The sequence below is a fragment of the Nocardia lijiangensis NBRC 108240 genome, assembly GCF_001613045.1.
Taxonomy (GTDB): domain Bacteria; phylum Actinomycetota; class Actinomycetes; order Mycobacteriales; family Mycobacteriaceae; genus Nocardia; species Nocardia lijiangensis.
The window spans coordinates 13698-36304 of record NZ_BDBP01000016.1 but is presented as its reverse complement, the minus strand read 5'-3'; the positions used below and the strand labels follow the sequence as shown (position 1 = coordinate 36304).

The following is a 22607-nucleotide window of genomic DNA, read 5'->3' as shown; positions in this document are numbered from 1 at the left end:
GGTGGTGCGCCTCGAGGGCTAGGGCTCGCGAGCTAGCGGCTCGCCGGTGTGTGCCTGAGCCGCACCACCGAACTCCAAGGCTGCCAAGCATTTTGGATCGGCTTGCGGGGATCCGGTTGCGGGAAGAGCGCCATCGGCTTCATGAACCAGGGCAGCCGGTGGAACCGGTGCGCCGCCGAGGCCAGAGCTTCCACCTCGTCGGCCGTCCAGTCGAGGTCGGCGAAAAAGCGCAGCGGATCGACCGGACCGAACTGCCATGGGGCGTTGGCCAGCAGTTCGGTGGTGGCCTTACTCATCCGCTTGAAGATCGCCTTGTTATTGACATCCAATGCCCACCAAGCGATTTCAGGACGAGCCAGTGCGGCGGCCAAGCCGATGACCTCGTCGTCGGCGAGGTAGTAGATCAGACCCTCGGTGAGCACCAGCGCCCGCTGCGCACCCGCGAGGGCCTCGTCCAGGAACTTGCTCCGCGCCTCGGGATCGGCGAGATCCACCGCCGTGCGGGTGAGCGCGCAGCGCGGCGACTCCCCGGCGAGCAGCTCGTTCTTCTCTTCGACCAATCCGGGGAGATCGGCCTCTATCCAAGGGAATTCGGAGGGCAGATCCAGCCGGTACGGGCGGGTATCCATGCCCGCTGCCATGTTGAGCACCCGATCGCAGCCCTGCTCGATGGTCTTCATGATCAGGTCGTCGATGAGTTTGGTCCGGGTGACCAGATTCCAGCCGTTGTGCATCAAGAGCGGGGTGCGGCCGGCTATGGCGCGTCCCCGCTCCCCGGCGACCCGGTCGGCGAGGGGATCGCGGAAAAGCGCGTCAGGGCGGGCGGATTCGACAGCGCGGAAGGCGGCCACCCAACGGGCGGTGTCGGAAACGTTGGTAACTAGTTCAGCGGTTTCGGCCACCGGTGCAGTCTTGCACAGCGAACGAAACGATGCTCAATGGTCGGATTGCCGGAAGTGCTGGCAGCGGTGCCCGACTCCCGGAAACGCCGCGGCCGGGCACGCGCCCGGAGGCATGCTCGTGCTCGCGGCGGCAGCAACACCGGACGGTGCGTTCCTCCGGCGGCGATCCGGCAGCGGGCCGCCGAGGCTACTGAGCCGGGATCCGGTCTGCTGCCGAATGTCGGCTGAACGCGATGGCGTTGTGAACGTTCCCAGTGCGGTTCGAGCTGGTCGGGCGGCTTCGGCGATGCCGGTTGAGCTGGGGGCTTTCCGCGCGGTTCGGGGTTGTCGGGGCCCACCGTGGCCAGTGCCCGTTCGTACCCGCCAGTAGATCGGAAGCGACTGTGGTTAGTCACAAAATATTGCCGACAGCTTTCTAGATCGCACGAATCGCTGGCTCGAGACAGGTCGGATGCTGTTTCATCATGATGCGCTGGGGCTCGAGCAGCGGCGGGAAGGAAGTCGAGATGTCCACAACCGATCTCGCGCCGCCGCTGACGATGCCGGGCCGGCCGGAAGATCTTCAGCCGCTGCCTCCTAGAGGTCCTCGACGCCCCACCTGGGATTACACCGACATTTCTGGGTTGCTCCACCTATCCCATTGAACGAAGGACGGCTGACCGATGCTGCCCACCCGAGGATCGCGGACCGCTCTGTCTGCTCTCGTATTAGCGGCGAGCGCTGCACTCGTCGCACCGACGCCGACCATGGCCGCGCCACGGCCCGTGCCGGCGCAGCAGGCCGTTCCGGCGATCGCGGAGAACGTCCCCTCCGAGACGTTGGCCGCGCTGGCGCCGACGATCGTCAGCGCCATCTCCGCCCCCGGCGCCATCGCCGACGGCGGACAAGCCGCGATCCTGGCCCAGGCGCGCGCCCTGCTCGCCACGCCCGGCATTCCCCCGCAGGTCAAGGCGACCCTGGAGAGGGTCATCACGTTCCTCGACGGTAGCGGGGGCGGTGGCCCCGAGCTCCCGCCGTCGGACGGTCCGCGGATCGCCCAGTTCCTCTACCCGACCATCGGCAAGGGCTGCATCGGCCCGACCTCCGATTCCGTCGGCACCGCGCTGGCCGTACCCGGTCCGGCCGAACTGCCGCCGCCGGGACCCAAGGCAGGCCAGACCGGCTTCGTCTTCACCGCGCTGGGCACCAAATCCCCTGTGGCCGTGCAAAATCCGCCGCTGACCGTGCAGTGGGTCAACCTCGACAACCGTCGTTCGGGTGTCCAGCCGCTCACCAACGAGTCGGAGCTCAACGCCGACGGTCCCGCCACGCTGTCGGCCCTGGCCGACACCGGCTCGGGGCGCGTCGCCGCGGTGATCTCCGGGTCGCTCACTACCACGACCGCCGATTCCGGCGCTCGTACCTGCACCTTCGCGCCGACCCTCGGGTTCTTCACCGTCGCCTGAGCCGACGCAACGTATTGGAGTTCGATCTATGAAGTTTGCCGTTTCCGGCTTGGTCAGCGGGCTGACCGGCGCGACCCTGGGGGTGGTCGCCGTGCTAGGCATCACCACTGGCGTGCAACAGAATTCGATCCCGGCGCCCGAGACGACCGTTGACCCCGGTTCGTCGCTGGCCAATACGCCGTACGGCAGCCGATGAGCAACGGGCGCAGGACCATCGCCTGCATCCTCGTCGGCCTCGGCGCGCTGCTGCTCGTGGCAGCGGTCATGATTCCCAGCTACACCGTCGGCAAGGTGGCCAAGACGCCGCTGGACCTGCGGATCACCACGATCGCCAAGAGCGTGCCCGGCGAGGAAAGCCTTGTGCTGGACGCGAAGTCGCTCACCTCGCCCGAGGGCGCGGCCAAGGTCGACACCAACGTGCCGATCGTCTCGCAGCGCTTCCTCACCGTCGAAGAGCCCTCCGATGCCGACCAGATGACGGTGCAAGCGGGCCAGACGCTGCGTCGTGACGACCGCGAGGGCGACACCGGTCTGCTCACCGCCTCGATCGACCGCGTCACCATCGATCGCAAGACGGGGGCGCCGATCCCGGTGTCCCCCAACGGTTCCATCGCCGTCTCCGTCGACAGGACGGGCGCCTCGGTGGCCGACCCGTCGCAGCGCGCCGGTCTGCAGTACCGCTTCCCGATCGGCACCGAGAAGAAGTCGTACCCCTACTTCGATCTCAACGCCCGCGCCACCTACGACATCGAGTACGTCGACGAGTCCGAGATCAACGGCGTGCCGGTCTATCACTTCCGCCAGACCATCCCGGTCACGAACATGTGGGATGTCGTGCAGGCGCCGACCAACAAGCTCACCCTCCCCGCCGCCAAGTGGGGCCTCGAGGGCGAGGAGCCGGTCACGATGACCCGCTTCTACACCAACACCCGCGACGTATGGGTCGAGCCGAAGACCGGAGCCGTCCTCAAGGGCGGCGAGCAGATTCATCTGTTCTACGGTCGCAGCGCGAACCAGGTCGACGTCACCGCGCTCAAGTCCCACATCGTCTTCGACGAAAAAACCATCGACTCCCAGCTGGCCGTCACCCAGGAAAGCCTCGACCGACTCACCCTCTTCAGCCGAACACTCCCCATCGCCTTGGCGATCCTGGGCTTGATCGCCCTCATCGGCGGCATCGTCCTGGGCGTCCTGAGTGGCGCATCCCGCGGCGGCCGCTCAACCGAGAGGTTCTAGCGGAACCTGTAACCGCACCGCTCCACCACCTCGGCCTCCCGTGTCCCCGCACCGGGAGGCCGAGGTAGTGGTGCTCGAGCGGCGGGCGTGCGGCCATGCCTTGGCGAGTGCGAGTAGCTGGCGCAGCTCTGCGGTGAGATCCCGTGCGCCCGGTCGGACTTGGTGCCGGGGCGTGAACCGGCTCGCGCTCGGGGGATGCCCGGCAGCTTTGGTGGCAATGGCCTCGGCAATGCGGCGGGCATAGATATGTGGGTCACTGCCTGCGGCGGCCAGATCGTCGGGGCTGTCGCTGTAGCGCTTGAGATGCAGCAGGCTGTCGCGGATTTCGACCGTCATGCGGTGCAGACGGATGGCCGGGTCTGTTCGGCCGTTGTGATCGCGCTGCGTCTCCAGGACGATTTCGGGTACGGCTGCGGTGAGATCGGCCCACATCGGCTGCAGGCGGCGGCAGTATCGGCCGGTGCGGTCCCATCCGATGTGGGTGAGCAGGGTGCTGATCAGCGGCACCGTGACCGCGGCGGGAACGACGACTGCCGAGAGAAGGAAGCCGCTCCAGCCCTTCCAGTGCATCTCGGGAGCGAATGATGGTTGGCCTGTCATGACACTGATGGCGGTCTCGAGCGGGTATACGACCGCTATGACCCCCAGGCCCACCGTGCTGCACAGGCACGCTGTGTACACTGCACGTTCCTGCCAGCTGGTGTCGCCTGCGGTGCGCATCTCACGCACACATACCCGGCCGAGGAGCAGGGCCGTAGCGCCGAGCGGCAGGGAGAACGCGGCCCAGACCACGACGGCGGGCCAGCCCAAGGTTTGGTCGATCAACTGGTCGGCGCGACGGGCGGGCGTCCCTGCGACCAGGATGACGGCGGTGGCGGTGATCGCGACGAGGTAGTAACGCCCCTGCCTGCGCCACGTGTGGGCAGGATCGGCGCCCGCCCACAGCTTGGCGACGGCGTAGACATGCGAGATGGTCAACGTGGTTGCTCCCAGCGCGAGCTGTCGGGCGATATTCACCACGTCGCTGTCGTCGCCGGGCAGCAGCCAGGCGAGTGACTGTTCGAACCATGCCTCCTGCAATAGGTTTGCGAAGAGAGTGGCGGCGAGCCCACGGTTGATGAGCCGGTCGATGATGCTGTCCCGCAACAGCCACCACCGACCGGCGAGTGCCAACGCGATACCTGTCAGGACGGGCCAGGTGATCAGACCCGGGATCGGGGAGGTCATCTCATCGATGCCGGTTTCGGAAGAACGTCGAGCGGAACCGGCTCGCCGACCGCTTCGGCAGCATCGCTTCGACCAGCAGCAGGTCGGCGAAGGTTTCGGCGGCACGCTCGCGCTCGCTGCCGTAGTCTTGGCGGCCCAGTACGCTGCGGATGGATTCCAGCGACAGCGAGGGCATCAATTCGCGCAACGGCAGGTCGGCCGCGTCGCCACCGGGGCCGCTCGCAGTCCCTCCGTGGCCGAGCAGCATGTGACCGATCTCGTGGGCGATGATGTGATCGGCATGCCATTCGGTGTCGGCACCGTACATGATCACGTCGTCGTCTTCCCGGGCAATCCACAGGCCACTTCCGGTGCCGCATCCGTTCCCCGAGAGTGCTCCGACGTCGATCGGGCACAACGTGATCGGCCGTCTCCGGTACTCTGCCACCCGCGCGATGTATTCCGTGATGTCCCAGGGGTAGGGGATCGGTACCAGGCGACCCAGCTCCTCGAATCGCGTGGCGAGATCCTCCATTACGCCTTCCCCTCGTTGATCACGTGGCCTGTGCCGATGTCGTGGTGAGCGTAGTCGCCTGCGGAGCATGCTGTTGGACAGTCTATTTCGCGGGCACATGCAACCCGTCAGAGCGGTGTCAGCGCGCTGTCAGCGCGGGCCAGCACAGTGATGACAACACCGGAACACCCGAACCTCAGCTCATCCCGAGAAAGCAGCCAATTGTCATGTCCCTGCGCGCCTTTGCCTCATCTACCACCCTCACCGCGGTCCTCGCAGTCACCGTCGGTATCTCGTCGGGTGTCGCCGAGGCCGCCCCCGCCTCTGCCGCCCAGATCTCCTACGCGCCCTCCGCGGACGCCAAGTCGACCACCGTCACCACCGATTCGGGCTCGCTCGCCGTCGAGGACGGTGTCTTCAAGGTCGAGGCCGCCGACGGCACCGTCCTCGCCGGGACCGAATTGACCTTTCGTGTAGACGAATACGTCTTCCCGATCGCTGCCGAGATCTCCGGCCGCACCGCCACCCTCACCCCGCAGCTCGATCCCGCCAAGGCCGTGTACCAGCCCGTCGCCTTGCCGTTCGAGAGCGAGGCAGGCTGGCGCACCCCGTACGAGCGGGAGCAGGCCGCCTGGTCTCGCATGGTCAGCACGATCGGCTTGGGCGTCAGCGTCGGCACCCTGGTCGGCGGGATCGGCGGCGCGGCCGTGGGGTGTGTACTCGGCGGCATCGCCGGAGCCACCGTCATGGCGGCCACGCTGGTCGGCATGTTCGGCCCGTTCCTCCCGGCCGCAGCCGTGGGCTGCCTCGGCGGTATCGCCGCCGTCGGCGCGCTGGGCGCCGTGGCCGGACAGATCCTGGTGACCGCACCGGTCACGATCGCCGCCGCCGTCCAATACTTCACGACCATCAACGCCCCGATGCCGCCCGCACCCGCCAAATAGCGTGCGACGATCATCCCTTCGACGAAACCGAGCCGCAGGCATTGTGCCTGCGGCATCGTCGTATCGGGAGCCGCCGGGCAGACGCTCGATCCCGTTGGGGTCGGCGAATACACTGCACGGCGAATGAGGTCCACCGATCGTTGATCGCCTCGATGTGGCAGTTCGGAGCGACTCGGTCGGCCGAACCGGGGAAGTTGTTCGGTAGCAAGGGGTTCCGCGGCCGTAGCCAGGAGGAAGGCGCTCTGATGAATGCACGCCTCGACGTCGATTACTACCTCTGCCGGGATATCAACGGCGAGGTGCATATCGTCCACCGGGCCGAACTGCTGCGGCGAACGTCGGCCTATGCGTTCCTCTCCGACGACAACGGCATTCTGCTCGTGCGCGACAGCGTGCGCACCGAGGAGCAGTGGGATCTGCCGGGCGGAGGCGTCGAGCACGGAGAGGAGTTGCTGGACGCTCTTCGACGTGAGGTCGAAGAAGAGACCAAGGTGCGGATCACCGGGCAGCCGAGCAAGATCTGCGAGTTCGTCGAGTACTTCTTCGACATCGTGTCGGGTACCGGGTGGGAGTCCGCCCGGCACTACTTCCGGGCATCGGCGGTCGGCACGCCGGAGCTCGGCGGCAACAACGATGATGTCATCGGCGTCCGGTATTTCGCTCCGCCGCTTCCGATGCGGATGCTGACTCCCGTGGCGCGGAGGGTAGTCGCTGTGGCGACCGGCTAGACGAGCCTCGGCCGCGACGTGCTGACGGCGGCGGACCGTCGATCATCTTCCGTCCGTTCAGGATTCCGGCGGGAGGATCGGCGAGGTGAACACTTCCTCCAGCGGGGTCGGGCCGGTGTAGCGGCGGCAGGTGCAGCGGACCCACTCCCGCAGGCCGTGCGTGCCCTTGCGGGAGAACTCGGCGTGGCAATTCCCGGTGGCGCGGTCGTGCAGCGCCAGGTCGTGACCGCAACCGCAGCGTGCGAGAGATTTCGCCTCGGACTGGGCTCGCCGCCGATGCCCGAACCGGCCGAATACCCAGCCGATACCGATCAGACCGGCGCCGACCGCGAGGCTGAGGGGATCCAACATTCTTGCAGTATACGTATACGCATAGACGCGGTCATTCGAATCGCGTCCTCCGCCGGACCGGCGACTCGCGACCGTCCGCGAACCAGCTCCGGTCATCTCCCTGAGGGGGCGAAACCTGTTGCGGCGCATGCGGCGTCGATCTCGGATCTCTCGGGTGGGTTGTGCGATCTGTCAGTTCTGATGCTCGGGTGAACCTGCACTGTGGGTGTGTTGCGAGCGCTCGCGGATGCACTCACGAATGACGGCAGAAGCATTTCGCGCGTGGTGGGGTGCGCGTACCATAGCGCAGAACTGGACAGTCGTTTATGGGTAAGGTCCGGCGGACCCCGACCACCTTTTGTGAGCGCTGTTATGGCCGACCGTGTGCACGCGTTTACCGACGACGCCCTCGCCGACCGCGATGCGGTCGCGCTGGCGGCATTGATTCGCTCCGGTGAGGTGAGCCCGGAGGAACTGGCTCAGGCGGCGATCGTGCGCGCCGAGCGGGTGGAACCGACATTGCACGCCATCCAGTACGAGTGTTTCGATCCGCCGCGCTACGCGCGCCAGCGTTCGGGCGTGTGGTACGGGGTGCCGACGCTGATCAAGGACAATGCCGATGTGGCCGGGATGCCGACCCGCCACGGCAGTGTCGCGTTCCAGCCGCGGCCTGCCACGCGGGACGACGCGTACACGCGACAATTCCTGAGCACGGGGGTGACGTTGCTCGGCAAGACGAGGTTGCCGGAGTTCGGTCTCAATCCGACCACCGAATTCCAGCACGCACCGCCGACTGTCAACCCGTGGAACCCGGAGTACTCGGCGGGCGGATCCTCCGGCGGCGGTGCCGCGCTGGTTGCGGCCGGCGTGGTACCGGTGGCGCACGGAAACGACGGCGGCGGATCGTTGCGCATTCCCGCCGCATGTGCGGGTCTGGTCGCGCTGAAGCCGAGCCGGTTCCGGCATCTCGACAACGCCCAAGCTCGTCAGCTTCCGATCAAGCTCGTCTCCGAAGGCGTGCTGACCCGAACGATGCGCGACACGGCGATGTATACCGCTGCGGCCGAACGCTATTGGCACAATCCGAAGCTCGCTCCCATCGGAATGGTCGAGGGACCAGGCGACCGGCGACTGCGCACCGGTCTGCTGCTCGCCTCGGGGACAGGTGACGAGCCGGATGCCGAGACCCGCGCGGCGGTCGAGCGAGCGGCGCGGTTGCTGGAGAAAGCGGGGCATCATGTCGAACCGATGGACGTGCCGTTCGCCCGGCGGCTCGCCGAAGATTTCTTGCTGTACTGGGCACTGCTGGCGCACATGACGGCCCTGACCGGCAAGATTCTGCACGGCCGCTCGTTCGATCGATCCGCCCTCGACGATCTGACCAAAGGATTGGGGCGATACCACCGTGAACGTTTCGTCGGCAGCGCGGCCGCGTTGTACCGGCTGCGGCGGGCAAAACGGATCTACGACGACGTCTTCACCCGCTACGACATCGTGCTCTCGCCGGTGACCACGCACGCCGTCCCGCCGCTCGGTTACCTGAGTCCCACGGTGCCCGCCGACGAACTCATCGACCGACTGTTTCGATACGCCGGCTACACGCCGATGAACAATGTCGCGGGATCGCCGGCCATTTCGGTGCCCACGGGTCTCGGCGCCAACGGGCTGCCCGTAGGCGTGATGTGCAGTGCCGCATACGGAGACGAGCGAACCTTGCTCGAGATCGGCTATCTCCTCGAAGCGGAGAACCCTTTCCCGCGGATCACCGCGTCGGAATAGCGGCTGTCACCGGAGCGGCTCGCCACCCATCCTCGAGGCCATCGAAGCCGAGTAGCGACTTACCACCGCACCGGGAAGGACGCCAGGTCGTTCTGGGTGAGCACCGGAAGGTTGTGGATTTCCTCGACGGGGACGGCCAATTCGAGGGCGGGGAAGCGGGTGAGGAGCGCCGGGAGGGCGATGATGGCTTCGAGCCGGGCGAGGGCGGCGCCGGGGCAGATGTGCGGTCCGTGGCCGAAGGCCAAGTGGCGGTGCGAGGTTGGGCGAGTGGGGTCGTAGGCGTCGGCATCGGGGCCGTGGAAGGCGGTGTCGCGGCCGACGGCACGGTAGGAGAGTACGACGGCTTCGCCTCGGCGGATGAGGGTGTCGTCGACCTGGATGTCCTCGGTGGCGAAGCGCATCAGCAGATGCGTGACGGGGGTGTCCCAGCGGAGGGTTTCCTCGATGACGGACGCCCACTCGAGGTCGCCGTCGCGGAGTCGGCCGAGGTGGTCGGGGTGGGTGAGCAAGGCGCGCAGGGTGTTGAGGATCAGGCCGACGGTGGTTTCGTGACCCGCGGCGACGAGCGCTTTCAGATTGCCGACGACTTCTTCCTCGGTGAGGGGTTCGCCGCCGTCGTCGGCGCGGATCAGGGCGCCGGTCAGGTCGTCGGTGGGAATTGCGGTCTTCTTGCGCACCAATTCGGTGAAATAGACATCCATTTCGTCGATGACGCGCAGTCGTTCGTCCTGCGGGGTGAGCACGGAGAAGAACGCGGTGTACCAGCCGAGCAGCATCGGATGATCGGCACGATCGACGCCCATCAGTTCGCTGATGACTCGCATCGGCAGCGGGTAGGCGAACCGCGATTTCAAGTCGACGACGGCGCCGTCGCCGCCCACCGCGTCGAGGTCGTCGAGGAGTTCGGCGGTGAGTCGCTCGATGTCGGGGCGCAGCGCGTGCAGGCGGCGGGCGGTGAGCGCCTGGGTGGTCTTGATCCGCAGCCTGCGATGCTCCACACCGTCCACCGTGAACATCGAGCGGCCCGTGTCGATCATGCCGATGAGCGGCCACTGGCGGGTCACCGCGCCGGAAGTCCACAGCGACCAGGCGTTGATGTCCTTCACCAAGCACGGGTCGGTGAGGAGCTTGCGGGCAGGCGCGTGCTGCGTGACGCTCCAGGCCGGGACGCCGAACAGGTCGATGCGGGCGAGAGGTCCGGCCGCCCGGAGCCGGGCGGTCTCACCATCGAGGTCACGGACCAGCGGATCGATGACGATCGGTGTGGTGCCAGGGTTTTCGCCGGTCACGCTCGTGCCTCCTGCGGCGCAGACCGAAGGTGACGACGTGGGCGTACGCTCGCCCGGTCCATCCCCCCGGATTACGAAAAAGACTGTGGTGAGCACGTTTTCGTGCCCACCACCGAGGGTAATGCCGGAGGAGACTATGTGCGCGGCCAACGGTTGTATCCGCCGGGAGATGCCGTGCCGGTCATCCGTGCTGGAGTTCCTTGGACGAACGCCGCTGGAGTTGCGCACCGTTTCTGTGATGGCTGCCCGTCACACGCCTACAGGAAGGTGCAGGCCGGTGTCGAGCCGGAGCTGTCGACGTACCCGGCGCGCAACATGCGCAGCAGCAGGCACAGGGATTGCGTGGCAGACCCGGCGGACGCCGACCCGGAAGACGCCGAGCCGCTGTCCGCAACGGGAGTCTGCGCCTGGAGGGGCGACGCGGACGCCATGCTCGCGGGGACGACGAGCGCGGCGGAGAGTGCGATGCCTGCGATGGTTTTTCTGATCATGAGCACGGAGTATTCGGCGAAATCCTCCGTCGCACACGACCTGAATGATGTGGCCCCTGGTTCTGGGGTACGGCGGGTGGGACAAGTGTGTCAGACAAGCGTTTGACGGCGGCGCCGGGGCACATGGTCGAAAGGCGCCCGAATCACACCCATCCAGATTCCGATCCGCATCGAAGGACCTCTTATGCGGGAAAAGGTGAAGAATGTCCGATGACGCGGGGAAGCGCGGCCTGATCCGGCTGCGCGGAAACCCGGCGGAGAACGGGACGCACGCCTCGCAGTGCTCCACGCCGGACGCGGCCGCGACCGCCGAACGCAATCGATGGCTCGCGGACCTGCTGGCCGCCGTCGGATCGGGCGACCGGGAAGCCTTCACCGAGTTCTATCGCGCGACCAGCCATCGCGTCTTCGGACTCGCGGTGCGTATCGCGCGCAGTCAGGCCGCGGCCGAGGAGATCACCCAGGAGGTGTACCTGCAGGCGTGGTCGACGGCCGAACGGTACGACCGCGCCAGGGCCAGCCCGATCGGCTGGTTGATGATGCTCACGCACCGGCGCGCGGTCGACAAGGTCCGCACGGAGCAGTCCACCGCCGATCGGGACATCGTCTACGGCCACAGCCACCTCGGCCGGGACCACGACATCGTCGCCGAGGAGGTCGACCAGCGCTTGGACGAGCAATCCGTGCTCGAATGCCTTGGCACACTGACCAGCACTCAGCGGGAGGCGCTGGCGCTGGCTTACTACAGTGGAAGGACTTACCGCGAGGTCGCCGACCAGCTCGACGTCCCGCTGCCTACCGTCAAGAGCCGCATCCGCGACGGACTGCGGCGACTCGCGACCTGCCTCAGCGGAGGTGAATCCAGTTGATCGACTCCGAGTCTCCCGACCCGGACCTGCTCGACCTGGCCTTCCCCTATGCGATGGACGCCGTCAGCGCCGACGAGCGCGCGACCATCGACCAGCGGGTGGACACGGCGGACGCGGCCACCGCCGCCGCCTTCGACGACACCGTGCGCGGCGTCCGTGAGACCGTCGCGGCGATGACGGTGGTCGACAGCGTCGCACCGCCCGCCGATCTGGAGAACGCGATCCTGTCCGCCCTCGACGGGCCCACCGATCTCCGGTCGCGCCGCCCGGGATGGCAGTGGCTCGCGGCCGCCGCCGCGCTCGTAGTCGCACTGGGGGCGGGCGCCGTCTTCTTCGTCGATCGCGACGCCGAACGGATCACTTACGACATCACGGCCCAGCTGGTGCACGAACAGCCCGACACCAGAACCCGCTCGGCGGTGGTCGAGGGCGGCGGGGCGCTGCTGGTGACCACCTCCGCGCAGCTCGGCGCCGCGACGGTCAACTTCGACGGGGTCGCCGCCCCCGTGGAGGGACAGGCCTACCAGCTGTGGCTGGTGCCGCCGGAAGGCGCGCCGCGCTCGGTCGGTGTGCTCGGGCAACTGCCCGCGGCCGACACGCCGTTCGTCACCCGGTTCCATCCGGCCGACACCCTGGCGATCACGATCGAACCGCTCGACGGCTCGCTGCTGCCGACGTCGACCCCGATCACGACGCTGGCCCTCGGCTGATCACGACGCTGGCGCTGGGCTGATCGCGGCGCGGTCCGCGATCAGCCGATTTCGCCTCCGCCGCCCGGTGCGCGCACGTATTCTGGCGCGAATTCGGGTCCTGCCGAGGAGGTAACGATGCGAGCGCGCATATCCACCCTGTCGCGTCACCTGGTCGGTGGGCTGCTGCTGTACGGCGCGAGCGTCGGCGGCTCGCCCCGCTGCCACGCCGAATGGCTCGGCGCGAACACCCCGGCGCAGCGCTGGGATTGGTCGATACCGCACCGCTGGTACGACGCCGCGCACCGGTGAGGTTCAGCGCGGCCCCCTGTCGGGCCCCGCGGTGATGTCGGAGCTCGGCGCCGACTCGGCCGGCGGCTCCGGCCGCCACGCTTCCTGCACTCCGGGCACCCCGTCCTGCACGACGAAACTCGCGCGAGTGTGGACGGGCGCACCCCGGCGGCGGATGTACGGTACGACGCGAAAGTCGTTGCGCCACAGACCGTGATCCAGCTCGACGCGGACGTAGCCGCGTTGCGCGTTGAAGAACTTCAGGTCGGGGTTGGCGGCGAGCAGGCGTCGTCCGGTGTCGTTCATGTCGGCGCCGTCGCTGCCGCTGGTGATCGAGGTGCCCGTGAATTCCGAAGCCACCACCGGTGATTCGGGATGGGTGTAGTCGCGGCGCAGATCGGTGGCATGGTTCTGGTGCCGGTCGCCGGTGATCACCACCAGGTTGCGCACGCCGCGGTCCACGGCCGCGCCGAGCACGGTGTTGCGGTCGGCCGCGTATCCGTCCCACGAGTCGGTGGACACGGCAAGGTCCGGCCCGGGATCGCTGTCGGTCTGACTCATGCCCACCTGATTGCCGACGATCTGCCAGCGAGCGGGCGAGGTGGTGAAACCGTCCAGCAGCCAGTCCCGTTGCCTGGCACCGAGAATCGTGCGGTCGGAATCGAAGCGCTCGTCGCAGCCTGCGACGACGTTGCCGCCGCACGCCTGCGGCGTCCGGTACTGCCTGGTGTCCAGCATGGTGATCTCCGCGAGATCGCCGAACCGGTAGCGGCGATGCAGGTGCATGCCGGAACTGCGCGGCAGCTGAGCGATCCGCAGCGGCTGGTGTTCGTACATCGCCTGGAAGGCCGCGGCGCGGCGGCGACGGAACAGCGCGGGAATCCGGTGGATGTCGATGCCGAGGCCGGGCGAGCCTGCCGCCCAGTTGTTGTCGACCTCGTGGTCGTCCATGGTGACCAGCCAGGGAAATGCGGCGTGCGCGTCGCGCAACGGCTGCTCGGCCTTGTACAGGGCGTAGCGCAGCCGATAGCCGGGCAGGTCGACGGCCTCCTCCTGGAACTCCGGCCCCATCGAAAGCCCTTGGCGGCCTTGGATCCACGCGCGCTCGTAGATGTAGTCACCGAGGTGCACGACCAGGTCGAGGTCTTCGTGGGCCAGGTGCTCGTAGGCGGTGTAGTAGCCGGAGCTCCACGACTGGCAGGAGGCGAAGCCGAATCGCATGCGCGCGGTCGGCCGCCCCGGCGGCGGCGCGGTGCGGGTACGCCCGACCGGCGAGATCACCGAGCCCGCGCGGAAACGGTAGTAGTACCAGCGATCCGGTGCGAGCCCGTCGATCTCCGGGTGCACGCTGTGCGCCAGTTCGCGGGTCGCGACGGCGGAACCGCGAGCTACCACGTGACGGAAGAGCTCGTCGTCGGCGACCTCGTAGTCGACGGTCACGGGATGATTCATCATGCCGCCGTGGCCGTCGGGGGCGAACGGGTCCGGCGCCAGCCGGGTCCACAGGATGACGCCGTCCGGCGTCGGATCGCCCGAGGCGACCCCGAGCGTGAACGGATCCGCCGACCAGCGCGGCGTACGGAACCGGCCGCTGGCGGCCGCCGAGGCGCCGACGAGCACCGCGGCCGATCCTGCGGCGCCGAATCTCAACAGCTGCCGACGAGACAGGCTCATACGTCACGGTACCTCGGAATGCAGCTCTGACCGGCCGACCGCGCGGTCAGCGCTCGGCTGGGAGGGCTCCGGGGCTCAGGCGCCCTGGAGCCGGATCTCGCAGGCGAGTTCCGCCGCCAGTTCGCGCATCCGGGTCTGGTCCGGCTCGGCTCCGGCGCGGCCCGCCACGTCGTCGCGGGTGGCGATGGTCAGACCGTCCGCGGCGCCCTCGGCTATCTCGACGCGTCCTTCGAGCAGGACCAGGCACGCTTCAGGGCCGGCGGCGAGCAGCTCACGCAGATCGCTCTCGGTGACCGTGGAGTGGGGGCGCTTCTCGTTGTCGTCGTCCATGCCCACCGGGTGCCCGTCGGGCTCGGCGGGAAACCCGGATGCCTGCCGTTCGCCGTCGATGAGTTCCGACCACCCACGCTGCCTCGACGCATCGCACCGGAGTGAGGCGCGCCCGCCCGATTCGACGGTTCGAAGCTGGGTAGCCCGTCTGTGACACAGACCGACGAGGAGAAAGGCGGGAGCGATGACAGCGATGCCTCAGCCCGAGATCGCCGCGCGCCTCGGACAGCCGCACCGGATGCGGTGGGCGCAGCCGGCGACGGCGTGCGCGGGATAGGTCACCGCCCACGCGGCGCTGCTCGGCGCGGTGCGGGCGGAGAGCAAATGTCGGGGTTCCGTCGCGGCGCTCTGCTTTGGCGCCCTTCCGAACTGGCCGGTTGCACGGTGCTCCGGCCCAGCGGGGTCTTGGACTGGGACGGCTATCGCCGCTTCGGCGACGACCTGGTGCGCTACGCCGTCGACCGGCCGCGCGCGGTGGTCGTGGTGGTCGACGATCTCGACTTGATCGAGGAGGCGGTGGCGACGGCCTGCGCGTCCGCGCGGGTGCGGGTCAGCGACTGGCCGCACGTGCCGATCGTGCTGGTCGCCGACGGGGTCGCGAACCCGACGGCCACCGTCGCGACCAGGCACCGGGTGCCGGCCTTCGCGTCCGTCGAGGCGGCGCTGCGGTCGCTGCCCGCGCCGCCCCCGCGGCGGGAGGCGTCGATCGAACTGGCGCCGAGCGCGATCTCCTCGATGTACGCCCGGCGGTTCGTGACCCGGATGTGCGATCGCTGGGGCATCGGTCCGGTGCGCACGGACGCGCTGCTGGTGGCCACCGAACTGGTGGAGAACGCGCTGCTGCACGCCTTCGGCGAGATGAGACTGTGCCTCGAATCCCAGGGTGGGCTGCTCACGATCGCGGTGGCCGACGCCGATCCGCAGGAGGCGATGCTGCGCGAACCGGTCGCGGGGCACCCCGCGCGGTTCGGCTTGCACGTGGTGGCCTCGCTGGCGCGGGCATGGGGATGTGCGCCGCGCTGGCCGGTCGGCAAGGTGGTGTGGGCGACGCTCGCGGATCACGGGCGCCCGCTGTTGTCTCGAGGGCCGGTCTAGCCGAACAGGCCGCCGAGCATGCCGCCGCTCTGCCCGGCCTGCTGGCCGCCGCCGGTGCCGCCGAGCAGCCCGCCGGGCGGCAGCTCCGAGGGCTGCACGATGACGAAACCGCGGCCGGAGAAGGCCAGCGTCAAGCCCTCGCCCGTGCTGCGGCCCATGAGCCTGCCGAGGCCGAACGAGTCGTTGCGCTTGATGTTGGTCTGCAGGCTCGACGACCACGCCACCGCGGCCTGCGGATCGGCGTAGGTCGGCTGGTCGACGTTCAGCACCACCGGCGTGCCGTGGGTGGTGATGGCGATCCGGCCGCGCCCGGTGAACACGCAGTTGAAAAGCCCCGCGTTGCTCGCGAACCCGGCCGCGCCCTGGACCATCTTGATGTCGTAGCGCAGCGTGGAGTCGAAGGCGAGCACATTGGCGCCGTTGATGGTCAGCCCGTCGCTGCCGTCGAGATCGATGAGGTGCACGTCGGCGGCGGAGTTCGCCAGGAACAGATCGCCGCGGCCGGACACCTTCATCAGCGGCACGCCCTCGCCGGTCAGCCGCTGCTGGATGGCGCGGCCGATGCCGCCGGAACCCAGCGCCTGGAACTGCAGGTCACCCTGGTAGGCCACCATCGATCCGGCGCGCGCCATGACCTCGCCCGCGAGGCCGACCTTGACCATCTTGCCGCCCTGTTTCTGGATCCCGACGCCGCTGACCTCGGCATGGCTCGGGTTGAACAGATCGCTCTGCATCGGCAGCGCTCCTTGCTGGGGTGTCGACATCTGCGGGGGTGGGAACGCGCCGGACGGGGGGTGACCGGGGGTTGTGGGGTAGCCCGGTGCGGGTGGCGTTCCGTATGTGGCGGCCGGGGCGCTCGGGTAGCCGGGGGCGTTCGGATAGGCCGGAGCGCCGTAGCCGGGGACGGTGCCGCCGCCCGGGTGGTGCGCCGGTGGTGGCGCGGTCGGGTACGCCGGTGGCGGAGATTGGGGTGCGGCGGGCGGCGCGGCTGGATACGCCGGTGGCGGAGTCTGGGGCGCCGCGGGGTGTGCAGCGCTCGGCGGCTCGGGGTCGTCGTCGACGTTCACGCCGAACGCCCTGGCGATCCCGGCGAGCCCGTCGTCGTATCCCTGGCCGACGGCGCGGATCTTCCACGCGCCGCCCCGGCGATAGATCTCCACGCACACCACGGCGGCCTCGGTGCTGAGCCCGGTCACCGGAAAGGTGACAGTGCCCGCATCGGACCCGATGGTCGCGGTGAGCGAACCGACGCCGGCGAAGGTGCGTGGGCCGCTGCCGTCCAGGCTGGCGGTGACCACGACCGTGTCCACGTCGGCGGGCAGCGCGGAGGTCTGCACGTCGACCATGTCGCCCGCGCCGCGCCCGTGCCGGTAGGTGACGCCAGGCCCGGCGGGCTGATTGAAGAAGACGAAATCGCCGTCGGAGCGGACCCGGCCCGCCGCGTTCAGCAGCAGTGCGGACACGTCGACGGCCGCGGTGCAGGTGACGGTGATCGTCATCCGGTCACCGGGTGCGGGCCGGTTCTCGCCGCGGGCCAGCGCGGTCACGCGGGGCCCGCCGTCCCGCGTCGCCATGACATCGAACTCATGGTCTCGAGTGTGTCTCGCCGTCGCCCGGCGCGCCACCTCGCCCCGGTAACCCGAGCCGGATCGCCGTCATGGCAGCGCCCTCGAGCGCGTCGTCGGCTCGGGCCCTGCCGTGCCGGAATCGGAGGTCCACGACGAGATCGGCACCGCCGCAAGCAGATACGCGACACCGTCGGATAATTCAATAGAATTTGATCATCGAATCCACGCCGGTATGAAGATCAAATGGTGTTACCACGGCACAATATTCTGTTAGCGCAGAATTAACGGTGATTCATCGCACAATATGAGAAGTGGATTTATGAGTTTATCTTTCCTAGTGTTGCTGATGCGAGCCTGTGATGGCGTCGTTATCAAACTGTGAAAGGAAGCTCCACGCATGTTCTCTCGTAAGGCCCTTGCCACCGCCGGCGCCGTCTCCGCCGCCGCCGCCATGTTCTTCGGCCCTGTCGCGGTGGCCTCCGCTGATCAGTCCGCCCCGTTGGAGCTGACCCCCGTCGCCGCCGACTCGGCGACCGGCTCCTCCGGCACGGGTTCGGCCTCGGGCTCCGACTCGGGTTCGTTCAGCGGCTCGTCCGCCGGTTCCGGCATGCTCGACTCCGGCAGCTCGGCCCTCGACGGCGGCACCTCCGCCATCGTCAACATCATCGACGCGATCACCGGCGTCAACGACCTGACCCAGCCCAAGCCTGCCGCCTGATTCGTTCACGGTAGATCACCGCTAGTCGGTCCTGCCCCATCGGGGCCTGATTGCGGTGAATTTGCGAGAATTTGATCTTTCATCCGCCGCGTCGGGGTAGGCGCGGCGTATGAAACTCTGTCGACTATGTTTGCCCGCCAAGGAGATAGCTCTCCGCGCTGTAGATGCGGGGCTTCCTGAAATACCAGTTTCGTGCCGTCCGGTGAACCTGCCGGACGGCACGAAGCTCTTTGGAGAGTTCGACAGGTCACCGTCGCCGCGGCGGTGCCGAAGGATACGCGGCAGCGACCGCCGCGCCGCCCGCCCGCGGGGTTGACCGCGCCATGGCCGCCGGGCAAGGTGGGGCGATGGGTGGCGAAGAGGAGCGCGCGGGCGTCACGCTGACGAACCTGGACCAGCCGTTGTTCGACGGGGCGGAGGCGACCAAGCGGGATCTCGTCGACTACCTGGAGTTCGTCGGCGACCGGCTGGTCGGCCAGCTGCGTGACCGTCCGCTGTCGGTGGTGCGGATCCGGCCGGGGCAGGAACCCTTCATGCAGAAGAATCTGCCCAAGTACACCCCGGAGTGGGTGCCACGGATCGCGCTGTGGGCCGAGAGCTCGCGCCGCGAGGTGACCTACGCCCTCTGCGACGACGTGCGCACCCTGCTGTGGTTCGGCAATCAGCGCGCCGTCGAATATCACCCGACGCTGCTGCTCGCCGACCACTCCGCCGGACCGACCCATCTGGTCCTGGATCTCGATCCTTCACCGGGCCAGACCTTCCGCGACGCGGTGCTCGCCGCCGAGCTGATCCGCGCGGCGCTGGCCGCCGACGGACTGTCCGGCGCGGTGAAGACCAGTGGCGCCAAAGGGGTTCACGTGTTCGTCCCGGTGGCCGCCGGTACCGCCATCGAGGACGCCGCGGCCGCCACCCGGGCGATCGCCGCCCGCGCCGAACGTCTCGACCCCGGCCTTGCCACCACCGCGTTCATCCGCGAGGACCGCGAGGGCAAGGTCTTCCTGGACTCCACCCGAGCGGGCGGCGCGACGGTGGTCGCCGCCTACAGCCCGCGCATCCGCCCCGGCGTCCCGGTGTCCTTCCCGGTCGGCTGGGCCGATCTCGCCGATGCGAAGCCGACCGATTTCACCCTCCGCACCGCCGCCGACCGCCTCGGCGACCGCGACCCCTGGACCGCGGAAATGCCCGCCCCGCAACCACTCCCGGCCGACCTGGTCGCCGAAGGCCACACTATCCCCGTCGCCCGCGTCCAAGCCATGCACGAGGGCAAACGCCGCGCCAAAGCCCGCCGCACCCCCTGACCCCCACAAAGCCCCCGCACGCGTCACAAAGCCGGTGGCGCTGTGGGGCGCCCGAACGGTGTGTGGGAGCGGTCAGGGGATGCGGGCGACGGCGCCGAGCATGGAGACCGCTTCGGGGCGGGGGTGGGGGCGCCAGACTTCGGGGCGCCAGGTCATCACCGAGGTGATGCCGGGTGGGACGAGGTCGAAGCCGGTGAAGAATTGGCGGAATTCGGCGGTGGAACGCAGCTGGAAGGGGACGCCGCTGCGTTTGTTGGCCCGCTTGGTCTCGGCGAGGTCCTCGTCGGTGAGGTGATCGTTGGTGGCGTGCGTCATCACCAGGTAGCTGCCGGAGGGCAGTGCCTCGCTGAGCTGGCGCACCAGGCCGTAGGGCGCCTCGTCGTCGGTGATGAAGTGCATGATGGCCACCAGCATCAGTGCGATCGGCTCGGTCAGGTCGACCGTGCCGGTGAGATCCGGGTGGGTGAGGATCCGATCCGGGTCGCGCAGGTCGGCGTCGAGGTAGGCGGTCGCGCCTTCGGGTGAGCTGTCCAGCAGCGTTCTGGCGTGCACCAGCACGATCGGGTCGTTGTCGACGTACACGATGCGCGATTCGGGCGCGATGCCCTGCGCGATCTCGTGCACGTTGCCCGCGGTGGGCAGGCCGGTGCCGATATCGAGGAACTGCCGGATGCCCGCCTCGGCGGCCAAGTAGGTCACCGCGCGACGCAGGAAGTTGCGGTTCTCCACCGCGGCGAGGCGCACGGTCGGAAATGCCTCGGCCACCGCGTCGGCCGAGTCCCGGTCCGCCGGGAAATTGTCCTTTCCGCCGAGCCAGTAGTCGTACCGGCGCGCCGGGTGCGGTTTGCTGATATCCACCCGGGCAGCTGCCGATTCCGAGTTCACCTTGCCCTCAATTCATTTCGACTACGCTCATCGTGTCAGCTCGAGTTGCGAACCGGTAGCGAGCGTGAATCTCGCACGGCCCCCGGAAGGCTACGTCATGCAGTTGCAGTACAGCCCGTACGATTTCGACGTCCACCGCGATCCCTATCCGTACTACGCCAGGCTACGCGCGGAGGCGCCCGTCTTCCACAACCCGGCCGACGATTTCTACGCATTCTCCCGGCACGCCGATATCGTTGCCGCGCTGCGTGATTCGGATCGGTTCTCCAGCGCCAACGGACTGCGCATGGAACCCGCATTCTGGGGACCTCAGGCCGAGCGGTTCTTTTCCTTCGTCGCGATGGACCCGCCCAAGCACACTCGTCTGCGCGGTCTGGTTGCCCGTGCGTTCACCAATAGGCGAGTGCAGGAGTTGCAGCCGCGACTACGGGAGATCGCGCGCGGCCTGTGGCAGCCACTGCTGGAACGCGAAAGTTTCGATCTGATGGCCGATTTCGCGGGCCCGTTCCCCACCGATGTGATCTCCGAATTGGTCGGCGTCCCGGAGGCGGACCGCGAGATGCTCCGCAAGCTGGGCATGGAAATCATGTACACCGAGGAGGAATCCACCGATCTGCGCCCGGAGGCGATGCAGGCCATCGGCACGCTGGTCGGCTACTACACCGAGCTCACCATCGAACGGAGCAAGACCCGCCGCGACGACCTGCTCTCCGGTCTGCTCGACGCCGCCGACGGCGACGACCGGCTCAGCCCCGAGGAGATCGTCGGGGTGCTGATCCTGCTGGTCGGCGCGGGCATCGAGACCACCATGCTGACGCTGGGCAACCTCTGGCACGCCGCGTGGCAGCACCCCGACCAGCGCCGCGCGGCTTTCGGCGGACGCATCGACGAGTGGATCGCCGAGGGCATGCGCTACGAACCTGCCACCCAGTCCCAGTTGCGCAGCACCACCGAACCGATCACCCTGCACGGCACCGACATTCCGGCCGGTGCGCGCATTCTGCTGCTGACCGGCTCGGCCAACCGCGACCCCGAGGTCTTCGCCGACCCCGATGCCTTCGACCTGGACCGCGACACCGGCGCCGCGCTGGTCTTCGGCAGCGGCCGCCACCACTGCCTCGGCGCGAACCTGGCCCAGCTGGAACTGCGCGTCGCGCTGGAGGAGATCGTCGCCACGGTCGCCGACTACGACATCGACGCCGCGCAGCTGCGCCGCATCCACTCCTCCAACAACCGCGGCTTCGCGAGCCTGCCCACCACGGTCACCGCTCGCTGAGCGGAACGTCGACGGGGTGGGCCGCCACCCCGTCGACGCCGAGTCGCAGCGCCTCGTCGACCTTCGTGCGGAAATGCAGGCACGAACGGAAATCCATTGCGTCGCACTCCAATGCGTGCTCGATGGTGTCCAGCGCCGCGGTGGCGCGCGCGATCCGCGCGGCCAGCTGATCGCGGTGCGCGCGCAGCAGCTCGCGGCGCGCGTCACGATCCGCGGCGCTCTCGAACAGCCGGGCGATCTCGTTCAGCGACAGACCTACCCGCTTGCCCAGCAGGATGACGGCCACCGTCTCCGCGTCGTCGGCGCGGTAGACGCGGCGACCTCCGGAATCGCGGTGCGGCGCGAGCAGGCCGAGGTCCTCCCAGTGGCGCAGCACGTGGGTGGCCAGGCCGAATCGCGCGGCCAGTTCGCCGATCGTCACCGCGGATTCGGGCATACACAGCACCCTAGGCGTAGCGCGAATCATCGACGGACCTCGTCCGACACGCCGCTCGAGCCGTCCACTGGGCATAGAGCCCGATCGGATACCCGCGGGGCCGCACGACCTTCCTGCGTACCGTCGGCTCCTCGAAACGCGCGCCCAACGCGGTCCGCATCGCGGCGTCGCGGACGAAACGGAAGTCGTAGAGCGCCAGTGTCCCGCGTGGCCGGAGCACCCGCTCGAGCTCGGCCGCCGCGGCCACCGGATCCGGCCACTCGTGCATGCTCAGGCTCGAGACGATCAGGTCGAAACTGTTGTCCGGGTAGGGGAGTGCGCCCACATCGCCCACCGACAGCTCGACGGGCCGCCCGGCCAGTTTGGTGCGGGCGAGCGCGATCATGTGCGGCGAGAGGTCCACGCCGTGCAGCAGCAGATCCGGCCGTCTGCGCCCGAGGTGGGCCAGCAGGACTCCCGGGCCGGTCCCGACGTCGAGCACCGCTTCACCGGTCCCGGTCGACGTGGCCACCTCGTCCGCGATGTGCCGGTACAGACCGCCGAGCAGTCTGGTGGCGCGGCGATCGTAGCCGCGGCTTTCCTGTTCTCCGAACTCACCCATGTCATCCCTT

25 protein-coding genes are annotated in these 22607 nt (G+C 68.4%); 13 read left to right on the top strand and 12 right to left on the bottom strand.

Features of this window, described 5'->3' with window-relative positions:
* Positions 1 to 32 precede the first annotated feature (32 nt).
* Positions 33 to 902: a class I SAM-dependent methyltransferase gene (locus NL1_RS06535; protein WP_067835404.1), complete on the bottom strand. Its 870-nt coding sequence runs from the start codon at positions 900 to 902 to the stop codon at positions 33 to 35.
* 662 nt (positions 903 to 1564) lie between these two features.
* On the opposite strand from NL1_RS06535, the gene NL1_RS06530 reads away from it, so the two are divergent.
* The 3 genes from NL1_RS06530 to pgfA are packed head-to-tail and all read left to right on the top strand — an operon-like array spanning position 1565 to position 3583.
* Positions 1565 to 2347 (top strand): Rv1157c family protein, encoded by a 783-nt coding sequence (locus tag NL1_RS06530; RefSeq protein WP_067835402.1) that lies wholly within the window; start codon positions 1565 to 1567, stop codon positions 2345 to 2347.
* Between the two features lie 28 nt (positions 2348 to 2375).
* Positions 2376 to 2543 (top strand): DUF2613 domain-containing protein, encoded by a 168-nt coding sequence (locus tag NL1_RS36245; RefSeq protein WP_084510345.1) that lies wholly within the window; start codon positions 2376 to 2378, stop codon positions 2541 to 2543.
* On the top strand, positions 2540 to 3583 hold the full coding sequence (pgfA, locus tag NL1_RS06525) for a cell envelope lipid trafficking protein PgfA (RefSeq protein ID WP_067835400.1): 1044 nt from the start codon (positions 2540 to 2542) through the stop codon (positions 3581 to 3583). Before NL1_RS36245 ends, pgfA begins: the two co-directional genes overlap by 4 nt.
* On the opposite strand, the gene NL1_RS06520 is transcribed toward pgfA, so the two are convergent.
* Both NL1_RS06520 and NL1_RS06515 read right to left on the bottom strand, forming a co-directional pair.
* The gene (locus tag NL1_RS06520) at positions 3566 to 4810 is read right to left on the bottom strand and encodes an MAB_1171c family putative transporter (protein WP_067835398.1); all 1245 of its coding nucleotides are present in this window, start codon (positions 4808 to 4810) and stop codon (positions 3566 to 3568) included. The genes pgfA and NL1_RS06520 overlap by 18 nt on opposite strands.
* A gap of 1 nt (position 4811) precedes the next feature.
* Positions 4812 to 5324 (bottom strand): hypothetical protein, encoded by a 513-nt coding sequence (locus tag NL1_RS06515; protein ID WP_067835397.1) that lies wholly within the window; start codon positions 5322 to 5324, stop codon positions 4812 to 4814.
* Between the two features lie 206 nt (positions 5325 to 5530).
* Here NL1_RS06515 and NL1_RS06510 point away from each other — a divergent pair, with 206 nt between their 5' ends.
* Positions 5531 to 6247: a DUF8020 domain-containing protein gene (locus tag NL1_RS06510; protein ID WP_067835395.1), complete on the top strand. Its 717-nt coding sequence runs from the start codon at positions 5531 to 5533 to the stop codon at positions 6245 to 6247.
* A 245-nt stretch (positions 6248 to 6492) separates the two neighbouring features.
* On the top strand, positions 6493 to 6975 hold the full coding sequence (locus NL1_RS06505) for an NUDIX hydrolase (RefSeq protein ID WP_156094692.1): 483 nt from the start codon (positions 6493 to 6495) through the stop codon (positions 6973 to 6975).
* A 57-nt stretch (positions 6976 to 7032) separates the two neighbouring features.
* Here the strand turns inward: NL1_RS06505 and NL1_RS06500 are convergent, their stop codons facing one another.
* On the bottom strand, positions 7033 to 7326 hold the full coding sequence (locus tag NL1_RS06500) for a hypothetical protein (RefSeq protein WP_067835391.1): 294 nt from the start codon (positions 7324 to 7326) through the stop codon (positions 7033 to 7035).
* Between the two features lie 351 nt (positions 7327 to 7677).
* Here NL1_RS06500 and NL1_RS06495 point away from each other — a divergent pair, with 351 nt between their 5' ends.
* Entirely contained in the window at positions 7678 to 9084 is a 1407-nt protein-coding gene (locus NL1_RS06495; protein ID WP_084510344.1) for an amidase, read from the top strand.
* 59 nt (positions 9085 to 9143) lie between these two features.
* Here the strand turns inward: NL1_RS06495 and NL1_RS06490 are convergent, their stop codons facing one another.
* Positions 9144 to 10373, bottom strand: coding sequence for a cytochrome P450 family protein (locus NL1_RS06490; protein ID WP_067835389.1), 1230 nt, complete (start codon positions 10371 to 10373; stop codon positions 9144 to 9146).
* A gap of 257 nt (positions 10374 to 10630) precedes the next feature.
* The gene (locus tag NL1_RS06485; RefSeq protein ID WP_067835387.1) at positions 10631 to 10864 is read right to left on the bottom strand and encodes a hypothetical protein; all 234 of its coding nucleotides are present in this window, start codon (positions 10862 to 10864) and stop codon (positions 10631 to 10633) included.
* 203 nt (positions 10865 to 11067) lie between these two features.
* On the opposite strand from NL1_RS06485, the gene sigK reads away from it, so the two are divergent.
* The 3 genes from sigK (at position 11068) to NL1_RS37295 (ending at position 12734) form a co-directional block, all read left to right on the top strand.
* Positions 11068 to 11733 (top strand): ECF RNA polymerase sigma factor SigK, encoded by a 666-nt coding sequence (gene sigK / locus NL1_RS06480; protein ID WP_067835386.1) that lies wholly within the window; start codon positions 11068 to 11070, stop codon positions 11731 to 11733.
* Complete coding sequence (locus tag NL1_RS06475; protein ID WP_084510343.1) at positions 11730 to 12443, top strand: anti-sigma factor; 714 nt, start codon at positions 11730 to 11732, stop codon at positions 12441 to 12443. The genes sigK and NL1_RS06475 overlap by 4 nt, the downstream gene beginning before the upstream one ends.
* A gap of 117 nt (positions 12444 to 12560) precedes the next feature.
* Positions 12561 to 12734, top strand: a complete 174-nt coding sequence (locus NL1_RS37295; RefSeq protein ID WP_156094691.1) for a hypothetical protein — start codon at positions 12561 to 12563, stop codon at positions 12732 to 12734.
* 3 nt (positions 12735 to 12737) lie between these two features.
* Here NL1_RS37295 and NL1_RS06470 read toward each other — a convergent pair whose 3' ends face one another.
* Together NL1_RS06470 and NL1_RS06465 are read right to left on the bottom strand one after the other, a co-directional pair.
* Positions 12738 to 14387, bottom strand: coding sequence for an alkaline phosphatase D family protein (locus tag NL1_RS06470; RefSeq protein WP_067835384.1), 1650 nt, complete (start codon positions 14385 to 14387; stop codon positions 12738 to 12740).
* Positions 14388 to 14462: 75 nt separating this feature from the next.
* The gene (locus tag NL1_RS06465; RefSeq protein ID WP_067835382.1) at positions 14463 to 14717 is read right to left on the bottom strand and encodes a hypothetical protein; all 255 of its coding nucleotides are present in this window, start codon (positions 14715 to 14717) and stop codon (positions 14463 to 14465) included.
* Between the two features lie 324 nt (positions 14718 to 15041).
* Between NL1_RS06465 and NL1_RS06460 the strand changes: the two genes are divergently transcribed.
* Positions 15042 to 15812: an ATP-binding protein gene (locus tag NL1_RS06460; RefSeq protein ID WP_067835380.1), complete on the top strand. Its 771-nt coding sequence runs from the start codon at positions 15042 to 15044 to the stop codon at positions 15810 to 15812.
* Here the strand turns inward: NL1_RS06460 and NL1_RS06455 are convergent.
* Positions 15809 to 17386, bottom strand: coding sequence for an AIM24 family protein (locus NL1_RS06455; RefSeq protein WP_067835378.1), 1578 nt, complete (start codon positions 17384 to 17386; stop codon positions 15809 to 15811). The genes NL1_RS06460 and NL1_RS06455 overlap by 4 nt on opposite strands.
* Before the next feature lie 391 nt (positions 17387 to 17777).
* On the opposite strand from NL1_RS06455, the gene NL1_RS38710 reads away from it, so the two are divergent.
* Together NL1_RS38710 and NL1_RS06445 are read left to right on the top strand one after the other, a co-directional pair.
* Positions 17778 to 18098 (top strand): hypothetical protein, encoded by a 321-nt coding sequence (locus NL1_RS38710; protein ID WP_067835376.1) that lies wholly within the window; start codon positions 17778 to 17780, stop codon positions 18096 to 18098.
* A 347-nt stretch (positions 18099 to 18445) separates the two neighbouring features.
* Complete coding sequence (locus NL1_RS06445; protein WP_067835374.1) at positions 18446 to 19399, top strand: DNA polymerase domain-containing protein; 954 nt, start codon at positions 18446 to 18448, stop codon at positions 19397 to 19399.
* A 72-nt stretch (positions 19400 to 19471) separates the two neighbouring features.
* On the opposite strand, the gene NL1_RS06440 is transcribed toward NL1_RS06445, so the two are convergent.
* Positions 19472 to 20284 carry an SAM-dependent methyltransferase gene (locus NL1_RS06440; protein ID WP_067835372.1) on the bottom strand — a complete coding sequence of 271 codons (813 nt, stop codon included), beginning with the start codon at positions 20282 to 20284 and terminating at the stop codon, positions 19472 to 19474.
* A 97-nt stretch (positions 20285 to 20381) separates the two neighbouring features.
* Between NL1_RS06440 and NL1_RS06435 the strand changes: the two genes are divergently transcribed.
* Positions 20382 to 21560: a cytochrome P450 gene (locus tag NL1_RS06435; protein WP_067835457.1), complete on the top strand. Its 1179-nt coding sequence runs from the start codon at positions 20382 to 20384 to the stop codon at positions 21558 to 21560.
* On the opposite strand, the gene NL1_RS06430 is transcribed toward NL1_RS06435, so the two are convergent.
* Both NL1_RS06430 and NL1_RS06425 read right to left on the bottom strand, forming a co-directional pair.
* Positions 21547 to 21996, bottom strand: a complete 450-nt coding sequence (locus tag NL1_RS06430; protein WP_067835370.1) for a MerR family transcriptional regulator — start codon at positions 21994 to 21996, stop codon at positions 21547 to 21549. The genes NL1_RS06435 and NL1_RS06430 overlap by 14 nt on opposite strands.
* Positions 21997 to 22006: 10 nt before the next feature.
* Positions 22007 to 22597 (bottom strand): class I SAM-dependent methyltransferase, encoded by a 591-nt coding sequence (locus NL1_RS06425; protein WP_067835368.1) that lies wholly within the window; start codon positions 22595 to 22597, stop codon positions 22007 to 22009.
* Positions 22598 to 22607 lie beyond the last annotated feature (10 nt).

Coding starts and splice junctions, on each gene's coding strand:
- NL1_RS06530 (WP_067835402.1), top strand. CDS start 1,565: ATGCTGCCCACCCGAGGATCGCGGACCGCTCTGTCTGCTCTCGTATTA.
- NL1_RS36245 (WP_084510345.1), top strand. CDS start 2,376: ATGAAGTTTGCCGTTTCCGGCTTGGTCAGCGGGCTGACCGGCGCGACC.
- pgfA (WP_067835400.1), top strand. CDS start 2,540: ATGAGCAACGGGCGCAGGACCATCGCCTGCATCCTCGTCGGCCTCGGC.
- NL1_RS06520 (WP_067835398.1), bottom strand. CDS start 4,810: ATGACCTCCCCGATCCCGGGTCTGATCACCTGGCCCGTCCTGACAGGT.
- NL1_RS06515 (WP_067835397.1), bottom strand. CDS start 5,324: ATGGAGGATCTCGCCACGCGATTCGAGGAGCTGGGTCGCCTGGTACCG.
- NL1_RS06510 (WP_067835395.1), top strand. CDS start 5,531: ATGTCCCTGCGCGCCTTTGCCTCATCTACCACCCTCACCGCGGTCCTC.
- NL1_RS06505 (WP_156094692.1), top strand. CDS start 6,493: ATGAATGCACGCCTCGACGTCGATTACTACCTCTGCCGGGATATCAAC.
- NL1_RS06500 (WP_067835391.1), bottom strand. CDS start 7,326: ATGTTGGATCCCCTCAGCCTCGCGGTCGGCGCCGGTCTGATCGGTATC.
- NL1_RS06495 (WP_084510344.1), top strand. CDS start 7,678: ATGGCCGACCGTGTGCACGCGTTTACCGACGACGCCCTCGCCGACCGC.
- NL1_RS06485 (WP_067835387.1), bottom strand. CDS start 10,864: ATGATCAGAAAAACCATCGCAGGCATCGCACTCTCCGCCGCGCTCGTC.
- sigK (WP_067835386.1), top strand. CDS start 11,068: ATGTCCGATGACGCGGGGAAGCGCGGCCTGATCCGGCTGCGCGGAAAC.
- NL1_RS37295 (WP_156094691.1), top strand. CDS start 12,561: ATGCGAGCGCGCATATCCACCCTGTCGCGTCACCTGGTCGGTGGGCTG.
- NL1_RS06470 (WP_067835384.1), bottom strand. CDS start 14,387: ATGAGCCTGTCTCGTCGGCAGCTGTTGAGATTCGGCGCCGCAGGATCG.
- NL1_RS06465 (WP_067835382.1), bottom strand. CDS start 14,717: ATGGACGACGACAACGAGAAGCGCCCCCACTCCACGGTCACCGAGAGC.
- NL1_RS06460 (WP_067835380.1), top strand. CDS start 15,042: ATGTCGGGGTTCCGTCGCGGCGCTCTGCTTTGGCGCCCTTCCGAACTG.
- NL1_RS06455 (WP_067835378.1), bottom strand. CDS start 17,386: ATGGCGACGCGGGACGGCGGGCCCCGCGTGACCGCGCTGGCCCGCGGC.
- NL1_RS38710 (WP_067835376.1), top strand. CDS start 17,778: ATGTTCTCTCGTAAGGCCCTTGCCACCGCCGGCGCCGTCTCCGCCGCC.
- NL1_RS06445 (WP_067835374.1), top strand. CDS start 18,446: ATGGGTGGCGAAGAGGAGCGCGCGGGCGTCACGCTGACGAACCTGGAC.
- NL1_RS06435 (WP_067835457.1), top strand. CDS start 20,382: ATGCAGTTGCAGTACAGCCCGTACGATTTCGACGTCCACCGCGATCCC.
- NL1_RS06430 (WP_067835370.1), bottom strand. CDS start 21,996: ATGCCCGAATCCGCGGTGACGATCGGCGAACTGGCCGCGCGATTCGGC.
- NL1_RS06425 (WP_067835368.1), bottom strand. CDS start 22,597: ATGGGTGAGTTCGGAGAACAGGAAAGCCGCGGCTACGATCGCCGCGCC.